The 12,568-nt window shown below is 58.5% G+C and carries 9 protein-coding genes; 4 read left to right on the top strand and 5 right to left on the bottom strand.

Annotation, left to right across the window (positions count from 1 at the left end; all coding sequences use genetic code 11):
- Nucleotides 1-438 precede the first annotated feature (438 nt).
- The 5 genes from xylF to LKX83_RS31175 all read right to left on the bottom strand — a co-directional run bounded on the left by xylF (nucleotide 439) and on the right by LKX83_RS31175 (nucleotide 7,148).
- Nucleotides 439-1,554, bottom strand: a complete 1,116-nt coding sequence (gene xylF / locus LKX83_RS31195; RefSeq protein WP_227887075.1) for a D-xylose ABC transporter substrate-binding protein — start codon at nucleotides 1,552-1,554, stop codon at nucleotides 439-441.
- A 27-nt stretch (nucleotides 1,555-1,581) separates the two neighbouring features.
- Nucleotides 1,582-3,135 carry a response regulator gene (locus LKX83_RS31190; RefSeq protein ID WP_227887072.1) on the bottom strand — a complete coding sequence of 518 codons (1,554 nt, stop codon included), beginning with the start codon at nucleotides 3,133-3,135 and terminating at the stop codon, nucleotides 1,582-1,584.
- Nucleotides 3,107-4,573, bottom strand: coding sequence for a sensor histidine kinase (locus LKX83_RS31185; protein ID WP_227887071.1), 1,467 nt, complete (start codon nucleotides 4,571-4,573; stop codon nucleotides 3,107-3,109). Before LKX83_RS31185 ends, LKX83_RS31190 begins: the two co-directional genes overlap by 29 nt.
- Nucleotides 4,570-5,547 carry a substrate-binding domain-containing protein gene (locus tag LKX83_RS31180; RefSeq protein WP_227887070.1) on the bottom strand — a complete coding sequence of 326 codons (978 nt, stop codon included), beginning with the start codon at nucleotides 5,545-5,547 and terminating at the stop codon, nucleotides 4,570-4,572. Before LKX83_RS31180 ends, LKX83_RS31185 begins: the two co-directional genes overlap by 4 nt.
- Before the next feature lie 320 nt (nucleotides 5,548-5,867).
- Nucleotides 5,868-7,148, bottom strand: coding sequence for a glycoside hydrolase family 125 protein (locus LKX83_RS31175; protein WP_227887069.1), 1,281 nt, complete (start codon nucleotides 7,146-7,148; stop codon nucleotides 5,868-5,870).
- Between the two features lie 231 nt (nucleotides 7,149-7,379).
- On the opposite strand from LKX83_RS31175, the gene LKX83_RS31170 reads away from it, so the two are divergent.
- The 4 genes from LKX83_RS31170 (at nucleotide 7,380) to LKX83_RS31155 (ending at nucleotide 12,092) form a co-directional block, all read left to right on the top strand.
- Nucleotides 7,380-8,324 (top strand): ABC transporter permease, encoded by a 945-nt coding sequence (locus LKX83_RS31170; RefSeq protein ID WP_227887068.1) that lies wholly within the window; start codon nucleotides 7,380-7,382, stop codon nucleotides 8,322-8,324.
- Between the two features lie 27 nt (nucleotides 8,325-8,351).
- Nucleotides 8,352-9,263: a carbohydrate ABC transporter permease gene (locus tag LKX83_RS31165; RefSeq protein ID WP_227887065.1), complete on the top strand. Its 912-nt coding sequence runs from the start codon at nucleotides 8,352-8,354 to the stop codon at nucleotides 9,261-9,263.
- Nucleotides 9,264-9,363: 100 nt separating this feature from the next.
- Nucleotides 9,364-10,989, top strand: a complete 1,626-nt coding sequence (locus tag LKX83_RS31160) for a type 2 periplasmic-binding domain-containing protein (protein ID WP_227887063.1) — start codon at nucleotides 9,364-9,366, stop codon at nucleotides 10,987-10,989.
- A gap of 86 nt (nucleotides 10,990-11,075) precedes the next feature.
- Nucleotides 11,076-12,092 carry a glycoside hydrolase family 130 protein gene (locus LKX83_RS31155; protein WP_227887061.1) on the top strand — a complete coding sequence of 339 codons (1,017 nt, stop codon included), beginning with the start codon at nucleotides 11,076-11,078 and terminating at the stop codon, nucleotides 12,090-12,092.
- Nucleotides 12,093-12,568: the final 476 nt, after the last annotated feature.

The following is a 12,568-nucleotide window of genomic DNA, read 5'->3' as shown; positions in this document are numbered from 1 at the left end:
GGTAATTTCCATTACCCCTTATGTGGAAGTTTTATTCAGTGACCTAAGTAGTAACCAAATGTACATCTAATTTTGCTATATTCCTGCTTAACAGTCATTTAGTTGCAATCGTACAATTAATTAATCCATTTTTTACTAATATGACAGATTTCCGTTAAATTAGATGTACTTTTACAAGTAAACCGGTCCCCCCTCCCGAAATGGCTCTAATTAGATGTACGAATGCAACTAACTTTACTGTGCGACCCGAACCGAGCGCAAACAAGGCCCATTGGCATGCACCAGTGGCGAACCGTCGGCCAGCGCTGTAAACGGGAATATCGATGGTTACCAAATTGAAATCACGCAGCATGATGTCGTCGATCGTCTAGAAAACGAGGCTTATGCAGATCGTTTTTTCTCGTTTGCCGCCATTGCGGTCGCACGCAGCTTGGACCGTTACTTCGGTTTCACGTTCCCGTACACGTCCTCTCGCGAGTGAAAGCCGTCGGCGATCACCGTGTCGTCGATGTTGGTCTTGTCCACGGCGATCGGATCAAGGAGCACGGAGGGCACTTCGATCTTGCCGTTGTTCAATTTGCGGTTCGTCTCCACCGTCTCCCCCATGGCGAGCTTGACGGCCAGCTCCGCCGCCTTGTCCGCCAGCAGCTTGATCGGCTTGTAGACGGTCATTGTCTGCCCGCCTCCCGCGATGCGCCGGATCGCCGCCAGCTCGGCATCCTGCCCCGCGACCGGAATCCGGCCCGCGAGCCCTTGCTCCGCGAGCGCTTCGATCGCGCCCCCTGCCGTGGCGTCGTTCGCGGCGATGAGGGCGTCGATGCGGTTGCCGTTGGCGCGCAGAGCTTCCCGCATGTTCGACAGCGCGCTGCGGGGCGTCCAATCCTTCGACCATTGGTCGTAGACGATCGTAATATCGCCTCGATCGATGTACGGCTGGAGCACGTTGAACACCCCTTTTTTGAACAAATGGGCATTGTTATCCGTGTCCGCCCCGCCGATGTACACGTACTTGCCCCGCGGCACCAACGCCTTGATCGCGTTGGCTTGCAGCTCCCCGACCTTCTCGTTGTCGAAGGAGACGTACAGGTCGATGTCCGCGTTTTTGATCAGGCGGTCGTAGGCGAGCACCTTGATCCCGGCCGAGTGGGCCTTCTTCACGATCGTCGCGGCCGCCTCCGCATTGTGCGGGGTGACCACGAGAATGTCGACGCCCTGGCTGATCATCGTCTCGACTTGGGAGATCTGATTGGCGTCGTCGTTGTTGGCCGCCATGATGATCACTTCCGCGCCCAGCGCCTCCCCGGCCGCCCGGAACATATCCCGGTCCTTTCGCCAGCGCTCCTCCTGCAGCGTCGCCATGGAAAAGCCGATCTTGATCTTGCCGTTCCGCTGATGGACCGTCTGCGTAGTCTCCCCGGCCCGGTTGGAGACGGACGTCGCCGCCGGGGCGGACGCGACGTTCGGTCGGCCCGCATCGTCGCAGGCCGCGACGACGACCGTCCAGCCCAGCGCAAGCGCCAGCAATGGTCGCCAACGCCTAATACCCCTTCTCATCTGCATCGCCCCCCTTGTCGTCGCGAATCAGGCTTGCATTCCTTTTCTCCCGAGGAGCGTCTTGCGGTACTCCGTCGGCGAGACGCCGCACGTTTTTCGGAACACCTTGCTAAAATAGTTCGGATCGCGATAACCCACCTCGAACGTAATTTCCTTGAGGCTGCGGTCCGGATCGCTCATCAGCTTCTTCGCCCGGTCGATCCGGCATTCGGTCAAAAAATCGATATAATTGACGCCGAGCTGCTCTTTGAACACTTTGCTGAGGTAAAACGGGCTAAGCCCGACCCGCTTGGCGATCCCTTCGAGCGAGATGTCCTCGTGCGCATGCGCCACGATGTACTGCTGAATCTGTCGGACCGTATCCGGCTCGATCCGGTCCGCGTGCGCGGCGTACGATTCCCGCAACCGCTCCAGCAGAAGAGCCGACTCGGCGTGGAGCTGCCGGTAGTCCCGCGCCTGCAAGGAAAAGAGCGGCGAATCGTGCTCGATTCCCATCTCGAGCAGCGCCCGCGAGGCAAGCCAGAGCAGCCCGAGCACGCGCTGCTGCGCCTGCAGCAGGTCGACGCCCTGATGCTCGCAACTCCGTACGAAGGTCTGGACGTCGCTGCCGATCCGACTCCACTCCCCTAGACGGATGCGCTCGAACATGTCGCGTTCCGTACGCTTGACCTCGGGTCCTCCTGACGGGCCTCCCAGGAGCGGCGTGTCTTCGTAAAGCCGGTAGCGAACCGGCCGAGACGTATCCATGGAGGCGACGAGCGCCTCCTGATAAGACTGGCGGATCTGGGCGAACGCCGGACAAGCGCCCCCGATGCCGACGAACCATCCGGGCTCCTCGCCCGCGGCGGCAACGGACAGCAGCTCGCGGGCGAGGCCGACCGCCTGGGATCGGTACGACCGCGTCGGATCCCGGAAGACGATGATCGGGATCTGCCGGCCGTACAGGGCGCCGACCCAGCCGCTTCCCGCCCGCCGCACCTTGTCTCTGACCGCGCCGTAGGCGCCTTCCGCGCCGGGCGGCAGCAGGACGGTCATCGCGAACTTCTCGTTGTCCGTGCCGACGCCGAGCAGGCCGACCAATTCGTCCAGATGCACCTCGTGCACGTGGTCGAAGAGCAGCTGCGTGACGATGTCCGTCTCGACGACGGGCAGCACTTTCCGCAGCGTCTCGCGCTGCTGCACGCTCGCCTCGAGGGCGCCGCGCTCCTCCTCGATCTGCCGGAGCACGTTGCCGACCGTCGCCACGATCTCGCTCGCTTTGCTCGGTTTGAGGAGATATTCCTTTACCCCCAGCTTGATCGCCGTCCGCGCGTAATCGAACGTGTCGTAAGCCGTCACCATTACGAATTTGATGCCCGGGTGCTCCCGGCCGATGATCTCCGCGGCTTCGAGTCCGTCCAGTCCCGGCATTTTGATGTCCATGAGGATCAGATCGGGCTTGTACGCTTCCGCCATCTGAACCGCCTGCCTCCCGTTTTTCGCCTGCGCGATATCCAGATCGGGATAGCCTTTGCGCAGAATCGCTTCCAGACCCTCCCGCTCGATCTGCTCGTCATCTACGATCAGCAGCTTCGTCTTCAAGCCCCAACCTCCTCATCTTCGGTAGTCGCAAGATTACCTTCGTGCCCCGTTCGGCACCGCTCCCGATGTCGATCACGTCTTCGCGTCCGTAGAAGAGGCGGAGCCGGCGGACGACGTTGCTGAAGCCGATGCCCGTCGAATGTCCTTCGGAATCGACCGCATGCTCCTCGAGAATTTGCCGGATCTTGTGCTCCGGCATGCCCGGTCCGTCGTCGGCGATCTCGACTGCCACCCGCTCTCCCTCGTCCCGGATGCGGAAGACGATGGTGCCCCCGTCCTCCTCGGGCTCGACCGCGTGGATGACCGCGTTCTCGATGATCGGCTGCAGGGTGAGGCCGGGGATCCTCGTCCCGAGACACGTCTCGTCGATCTCCGTCTCGAACCGCAGCCGGTCGGTATACCGCGTTCTCTGAATCTCCATGTACTGCCGCAGCACCTTGACTTCCTCGTAAAGCGTGACCGACCGGTCGAGCCGCTTCAGGTTATAGCGCAGCAGGCCCGCGACGTTCGCCAGCAGGTCGCTCGTCTCCTCGGCGCCTTCGAGGTACGCTTTTTTGGACAGCGTATCAAGGGTATTGAACAGAAAGTGCGGGTTGATCTGACTTTGCAGGCTGCGAAGCTGGCTCTCTTGGAGAAGCAGCTTGCTTTGTTGGAGCTCGTGCTCGAGCTGCGCCTTCTGTTGGATTTCGAGGATGAGATTGTTGATATTGACGCGCATGCGCTCGAACATTTTCGCGAGAAAAGCGATCTCGTCGTTCGAAGACACCTCGACCTGCAGGTCGAACCGGCCCCTCGACAGCTCCCTTGCCGCTTGGGTCAGCTTCAGCACCGGCCGCGTGATGCTGAGCGAGAACCAGTACGTCGACAGTAGCAACAGCAGCGTGATCGACAGCAGCATCCAGATCCCGAACTTCTTGAGATCAGTCGACTGCTCGATGATGTTGCGATAGAACCGGTCGTACGTCTTCAGCTCCGTGTCGAGCAGCGTGAGCGTCATTTCGGATATGTATTTGGAGATGCGCGTCGCCTCGGCGAACGCCTTGGTCGAGTCCTCGCTCTCCTTCTCCGACTGGAACATCACCGAGCGATCCGTCGTCTCGATCAGGCTGTCGATGAGATTCATATAGCTGGTAACCGTCAGATCGTTCTCCCCGTTCCGCAAGTCGAGGACGCCGACGCGCGCGCTCCGGAGCTGTCTTTTGCTCCAATCCAGCTGCGTGAGGTTGATCTCGTTCGGGGAGAGCAGGTAGTTGTTGAGCGAGGCGATCGTCTGCTGGCTCGCGTTGGTCACTTCGTTCATCCGAAGGTACCGCTGGAGAATGCCGTTGTATTGATCCTGGGTTTTCTGGTTGTAATACGTGAGCGCGATCCAGATCGCGACCATGATGAACAAGACGACGGCGACGAGCGCCCATATTTTCTTCTGAATGGTGTTCATCGCACGTCCTCCGCCTTCAGCATGCGGATGTCGGTCAAGTATCCGTCCTTATTCAGCGGCACCGTCTCCCCATTCAGCCACCGGACCATCAAGTCCACGCTCATACGTCCCATCTCTTCGGGCGACTGTTCGATCATGCCGTCCAGCTTCCCCTGCTTCAGCAGCGAGAGCGTGTCCGGACTGTCGTCGAACGAATAAATGTGGAAGGGCTCGACCCGGGACCGGCGGCCGATCTCCTGGACCATCGCGTCGGCGATGTTCGCGTTGACGGCGACAAAGGCATTCACGTCGGGCAGCCGGTTCATCGCATCCTGCGTGGCGGCGATGATCCGCTCCCTGGCGACGGGCGTCTTGACGTACTCCGTCTTGATCCGGGGATACGCCGCCAACATGTTGCGAATGCCGCCCAACCGCTGCTGCTGGTAATACTCCTCGCTGTCGTCTCCCAGCAGAATGACGGTGCCCGACTTGCCCATGTCCGTCACCAGCTCTTGCGCGATCATTTGCCCGGCCAGGAATTGATCCGAACCGACGTACGTTCTGCGCAAGCTGTCGACCATCGGCACGTCGCTCCCGACCGTGATGATCGGAATGCCGTAGGAAGCGGCCTGAATCTTCGACATATACTTGAAGCCCTCGGTGTCCAGCCCCTGGGCAATGATGCCGTCCACTTTGGCGGCGATGGCGATTTCGATTTTTTTGAGAAAATCCTCCTGATCTTTGCCGTAGCTGCCCCATACTTCGATGGCGACTCCGTTCTGCGCCGCCGCTTTTCTGGCGCCGGCCGCCACCTTGTCCCAAAAAGGCGTATCCTGCTCCTGGGTAATGAGCACGAGGCGATACCGCGGGGGCTCCCCGACCGGAGGGCGCGGCAGCTCCCAGCTTGTTCGGAACACTTTGTCGGCCGAGATGAGCGTAAAGGATAATAGAACGACGCAGACGACGCCGAGGACGAGACTGACCGTTTTGCGCAAGAGAATGTCTCCGTTTCCATTTGGAAGTGCTTCCATCCTATCATCTGACAGGGATCGCCATCAATCACTAGGTTTGGACTCCCGATAGAAAAGAGAAAAACGGAAGGGGGCGATGAGGAGCGTCTACTGAAGTATACAACCCTTCCAGACTATAAAATGACAAGTCGGGACGAAGAAACGGACGGAAAAAACGCCCGCCGGAAGATCTCCTCGGGAGATCCTCCGGCGGGCGAAGCACGTCGGACGAAATGAGCGTTGCGGGTTTTCTTTCGGTCATACAGAATGTATAAGTTTTACCACGGCAAAGCCGTTTTTACTTGTTACACCCAATCCTTCTCCATAGCCTTCAGGATCAAGGCCGCGAACAGGCTGTTGGACCAGGCGAACCAGGGACGGGAGAAGTCGGACGGATCGTCCGGATGGAAGCCTTCGTGCATGTAGCCGGTGCCGGCGTCGGTTTGAACGAGCGTCTCGATAAGCGCCTTGACTTCTTCCTCGTCCGTCGAAGTCAGCGCCTGCATGGACAGGGCGAGGTGCCACACGTAGCCGCCCGGCGTATGCGGGCTGCCGATGCCCTTGGCGAATTTGCCTTCGAAATAGAACGGGTTGTCGAAGCTGAGCGCAAACCGCCGCGTATTCCGGTAGATCGGATCGTCCGCCGGGACATAGCCGAGATACGGGATGGACATCAGACCGGGCGTCCCGGCGTCGTCCATCAGCGAATAGTTGCCGAAGCCGTCGGTTTCGTAGGCGTAGATTCGGCCGTAGACCGGATGGTTGACGATTCCGTAGGTCCGGATGCCGAAGTCGATCTCCTTGCGCAGCTTCGCGGCCCGGTCGGCAAGCCTGGCGTCGTCGTAGATGTCGGCGGCGATCTCGCGAATGTGTCCCAGAATGACCGCGGCGAACATGTTGGCCGGGATGTTGTAGCCGAATTCGCAGGCATCGTCGCTCGAACGGAAGCCGGACCAGCTCATCCCGGTATAGTTGACCGGCATCCCCCGGCCGTCGTTGTACAGCGTCTCCGTGTCCTTGTCCGTCTGCCGGATGAAGCGGTACGGAGACTTTTCCCCATGGTGCTGTTCGGTCTGAATCACCTGGACAATTTGCGTCAGCGCCTGATAACAGGCCGTGTCGAACCGGTCGGTCCGTCCGGTCGTCTTCCAATATTCGTAGAGGAGCTGAACGGGGAAGCACAGCGAATCCAGCTCGTACTTGCGCTCCCACATCCAGGGGCTCAAGTCGCAGTCGTCGGTGTCGCGATAATGCTTGTCGTTCGCCGTCTCGTTGAAGGCGTTCGTGTACGGATCGAGATTGATATACATCATTTGCCGGGCGATCAGGCCGCCGATGATGCGCTGAAGGTCCTCGTCCTCTCTGGCGAACGGGAGATAGTGCCGCACCTGTTCCACGGAATCGCGCAGCCACATCGCGGGGATGTCGCCGGTAAAAACGAAGGTGGTGCCGTCCTCCAGCAGCTTGGTCGTCGTCTTCAGCGTATTGGGGAAGCAATTGCGGTACAGCTGGCGGAGCTTGGGACGGTGCGCGAGCCGCTCGTCGGCGTCCTCCAGCGCGCGAAGGATGGAATCGGGCAGTTTCATCGTCAAATCCTCCTATCAGAATGATTCCCTACAAGTTTACATGGCGGCAAAAGCACGACAATATGTAGATTTTGCACAGCATCGCCGAGGTCAAAGACGACACATCAGGCGCTTCGGCGCGCGGTTTCGGCATGACAATGCAGATCCTACATATTTACGGTGTCCGGCACTCTCCCTAGAATCACCTGTAAGGGTTTGCAAAACCGCTTGAAGGGAGAGGACCGAATAGAGATGATCAAAGCGTCACGGATCGCCAGCAGACCGCTCGATCGCAAGCCGTTCGGGCGCCAACTGCTGCGCAATTGGCAACTGTATGTTTTTCTCGCGCCGGCGATTGCCTACTTTCTCGTATTCTATTACTGGCCGATGTACGGGATTCAAATCGCATTCAAAAATTATGTTCCTTCCAAAGGATTTCTCGGAAGCCCCTGGGTGGGATTCGATCATTTCGAACGGTTTTTCCATTCCTATTACTTCTGGGATCTGTTGTGGAATACGCTCAGCATCAGCTTCTATGCGCTGGCCGTCGGGTTCCCGCTTCCCATCATTCTGGCGCTGGCCTTCAACGAGGTGCGCAACGGAGCCTTCAAGAAGACGGTCCAAACCGTCACCTACGCGCCGCACTTTATTTCCATGGTCGTCATGTGCGGAATGATCATCACGTTCCTGTCCCCGTCAAGCGGGATGATCGTACGGATCATTGAGCTTCTCGGCATGGAGCCGGCAGCGTTCCTGACCGACCCGCGCTGGTTCAAGACCGTTTACGTGCTGTCCGAGGTATGGCAGAGCACGGGTTGGGGCGCCATCATTTATCTCGCGGCGCTCTCGGGCGTGGACCCTCAGCTGCACGAAGCGGCCATTGTGGACGGAGCGAGCCGGTTCAAGCGAATGTGGCACATCAACCTGCCGGCTATCGCGCCGACCATCGTCATTCTGCTGATCCTGAACATGGGGAATATTCTCGGTGTGGGGTACGAGAAGATCCTGCTGCTGCAAAATCCGCTTAACCTGGAGTCTTCCGACGTGATCTCCACCTTTGTCTACCGGTCGGCGTTGATCAACGGCCAGTACAGCTTCTCGACGGCCGTCGGCTTGTTCAACTCGGTGGTTAATGCTTTCATGCTCGTCATGGTCAATCTCATCGCCAAACGCACCTCGAACAACAGTCTGTGGTAAACGAATTTCGGAAAGGAGTTGCGCTTCATGGTGCCTGCAGTCAAGGAGTCCCAAAGCGACCGGCTGTTTCTGTTCCTGAACTACCTGTTCGTCACCGTGGCGCTGATCGTCGTCGCGTATCCCGTCCTCTACATCATCAGCGCGTCGATCAGCGATCCCGTCGAAGTCAGCTCGGGTCGAATGTGGTTGTATCCCAGGGGCCTCACCTTCGACGGCTTTTCGCTGGTGTTCGAGAACCCGAAGATCTGGCGCGGCTACGGGAATACGATCCTGTATACCTTCGTCGGAACGCTGCTGAACCTGTTCGTGACGCTGCCCGCGGCGTATGCGCTGAGCCGAAGGGATCTGGCCGGCCGCAAGTTCGTGATGGGCATGTTTCTCGTCACCATGTTCTTCAGCGGCGGTCTGGTTCCCACCTACCTGGTGGTTAAAGATTTGCATCTGATCAACACGATGGGCGCGCTGATCTTGCCCGTCGCGGCTTCGGTGTACAACATCATCGTGGCGAGAACCTTCTTCAGCTCCACGATTCCGGGCGAGCTGACGGAAGCGGCCTATATCGACGGCTGCAACCACTTCCGTCTGTTCCTTGGCATCATTCTGCCTTTGTCGAAGCCGATCATTGCGGTCATGGCCCTGTTCTACGGCATCGCCCACTGGAACAGCTACTTCCCCGCCTTGATCTATCTGAACGACGAGGTCAAGTTTCCGCTGCAGATGGTGCTCAGGCAAATTCTCGTCCTTCAGGAGATGTCGGCCGAGACGACCGGCGCCGCCATCAGCGGGGACATCGCCAAAGCGATGAATTCGAAGGCGGAGATCGCCGCGCTCGTCAAGTACGCCGTCATTATCATCTCCACCCTGCCGGTCATCGCCGTCTACCCCTTCCTGCAGCGTTATTTCGTTCAAGGGGTCATGATCGGTTCGGTGAAAGGCTAAGTGCCGCTCCCAGCGGCTGCGAATGCGTTAATAACCGAAGATCAGAGCGCTTGTTCTCTCTTCTTCGATTATTATAGGAAGATACACAAGGAGGATCACTATGAACAAGACCAAAAAGGGCGGGGCATTGCTTTTGTCCGCCGCCATGGCCGTAGCGTTGCTAAGCGGCTGCGGCTCAACGGGCAACAACGATGCGAAGGGAACGAACGGCTCCGGCTCCGGCACGGCGGACAAGGTGGCCAAGGAAGGATTCCCGATCGTCAAGGAGCCGGTCACGCTGACCCTGACCGCTCCCGACGTCGGCATTCAGAACTGGGACAACATGCTGGTGCTGCAAGAGATGGAGAAGCTGACCGGCATTCACCTTAAGTTCCAGAATGCGCCGAAGGAAAGCTTCGAGACGAAGAAGAACCTGATCTTCGCTTCGGGCAACTACCCGGATATCTTCTATGCGGCCGGATTGACGACTGCCGAGCAAATGAACTACGGGGGACAGGGCATTCTGGTTCCGCTCGAAGGGCTGATCGACAACTATGCGCCGAACTTCAAGAAGATTCTGGATGACAATCCCGATATCCGCAAATCGATCACCGCGCCGGATGGCCACATCTACGCGCTGCCGGTCATTGAAAACAACCAACCCTGGTACCGCAACCCGATGTGGTATAACGGCGATTTTCTGAAGGCGCTTCACATTACGAAGCTGCCGGAGACGACGGAGGAGCTGTATACGTACCTCAAGCGGGTCAAGGAAGAAGATCCGAACGGGAACGGCAAGAAGGACGAGATTCCGCTCTCTTCCTCGCCTTCCAACGGCAACAGTCTGCGGGATATTCGCACCTGGCTGCTCGGCGCCTTCGGCATCTACGAAGAGGAAATCTATGTCGACGACAACGACAAGGTTCATTACACGCCGATGGAGGAAGGCTACAAGGATTATCTGACGTTCATGAACCGCCTCTGGAACGAAGACCTGCTGGATCACGAGAGCTTCTCGCAGACGGCCGAGCAGAAGAAGGCCAAAGCGCAGAATAAACAGGTGGCCCTCTTCTCCGACTGGAACGCCTATATGACCAAGGGCGGCGAACCGAGCATGGACGACCCGATGTTCCTTCCCGTAAAAAGCGACAAAGTGGACAAGCCGGCCATCGCCAAAAACAAAGGCATCACGCCGGGCGCCTTCGCCATCTCGAAGACGAACCTCGCCCCGGAAGCCTCGATGTTCTGGGTGGACTACATCTACTCCCCTGAAGGCGCCGTGCTGTTCAATAAGGGACCGGAGGGCGTGCTCTGGAAATATTCGGACAAAGCTACGCTGACCAAAGAGTATCTTCCGGTTCCGGGCGGCGGCGACCGCGAGGAGTACCGGGCGACGATCACGCCGAACTACGGCATCCCGGCGCCGACCGTCTCTTTGCCGGAGACGCAGAAAGGGCTGCTCGGCGAATTCGACGAGTGGGTCGCCAACGAGACGCAGACCAAGCTGACCGACAACGGGGCGCGGATTCCGTTCCCGACCCTGTTCCTGACCCCCGAGGAGCAAACGGAGGTCACGACGATGAGCGCCGACCTGAATACGTTCGTGCGTCAGATGGAAGCGAAATTCATTACCGGCAACGAGCCGCTGGCAAACTGGGATAAGTACCTGGGCACGGTCAAGAAAATGGGCGGCGACCGCATGGCGGAAATCTATCAAACGGCCTACGACCGCTGGAAAAAGAGCTAACTGCTGCAACCGTTATGATCGGTCAAAGGGCCGATTGATCGGTTGACAGCATGCTGCAAGCGCACGAGCAGGAGGAGACAGACCCGATGAAAATCACCAGACACGCAAGCAATCCGATCGTCGTTCCGGGACAGTACGAATGGCGTAAAGTGACCGTCTTCAATCCGGCCGTCATTATCGACGAAGGCAAGTTCTACATGATTGAGCGAACGGCCGGCTCGCTGACGCCCTGCAAGAACTTCCTGGGCCTGCTGGAAAGCGACGACGGCGTCGTCTTCACCCATGTCAAGGACGAGCCGATCGTGACGCCGGACATGCTGGGCTTTCCCTACGGCAGCGTCCAGGACCCGCGGGTCGTCAAGATCGACGGCACCTTCTATATGAATTACGCCCTGCGTCCGTGCGCCATGAACTACTATCCGACGGGAGCGGGCGTACCGAGCCGTTCGCTTCCCGAATACCCGGACGGTTGGGGCGAGGAGGAGGGCCACTGGCTGACCCGTTCCTCGATTGCGAAGTCGACGAACCTGATCGACTGGGCGTTCGTGGCGGACACGACGCCGCTTCATATCAACGACCGCGACAACATCCTGTTCCCGGAGAAGATCAACGGCAAGTTCGTGCTGCTTCGCAGACCCGAGGAATATATCGGAGAGGCGTACGGCACCGACAGCGCGGCGATGTGGATCACCTATTCCGAGGATCTGATTCATTGGGAAGAGCCGAAGCTGCTGGCCAAGGCGGGGAACCCCGCTTGGGAATCGCGCAAGATCGGCGGTTCGACGCCGCCGGTACGGACGGACAAGGGCTGGCTCGTGCTGTATCACGGGGTGGACGATCAGGTCGTCTACCGCGTCGGCGCCATGCTGCTCGACCTGGACAACCCGGAGAAGGTCATTGCCCGGACGAGAAATTACATCATGGAGCCGGAGACGTATTACGAGAAGTTCGGCTATCAAATTCCGAACGTCATCTTCCCGACGGGAAACGTGGTCAAGGACGGGCTTCTGTACATCTATTACGGCGTAACCGACACCGCCATCGCGCTGGCGACGGTTCCGCTCGACGAACTCGTGGAGCACATTCTGAACGAGCCGCAATAACGGATGGAGCCCGCCGCTTCTGACGGAGCTGATCCGGTCGGAGAGGCGATCTCCCGCTCCCCATGCGAAGGGGCTGTCCCGAATGTCATCCTGTTCATTTTATGGCCCCCGCGCAGAACCGATTTTCATCGAGAAAAAGGACCTCAACCTCCACTTGTTATTGGAGGCTGAGGTCCTTTTGTTTGAACGTCGGGATATTCCCCGTTCACGCGAATGGAAACCGCGACGTCGCCAGTTGGAGCAAAATGCTCCAACCAGGTACGAGTCGCGCCCCCGCCACTCCGCCGAATTAAGGAACAAAATGTTCCTTATTCTCCCACACCCCCGCCACTCCGCCGAAATAGGGAACAAATTGTTCCTTATTCTCCCACGCCCCCGTCACTCCGCCGAATTAAGGAACAAATTGTTCCTTATTCCCCCACGCTGCAGATAGACTAGAAAGTGGACACACCGTAGTAGCGACCTGTTACAATAAA

It is taken from the genome of Cohnella baijiui (genome assembly GCF_020731285.1).
In the GTDB taxonomy this organism is placed as follows: Bacteria; Bacillota; Bacilli; order Paenibacillales; family Paenibacillaceae; genus Cohnella.
Note: the sequence above shows the minus strand (reverse complement) of the source record. Positions and strands in the feature narration are given on the sequence as shown.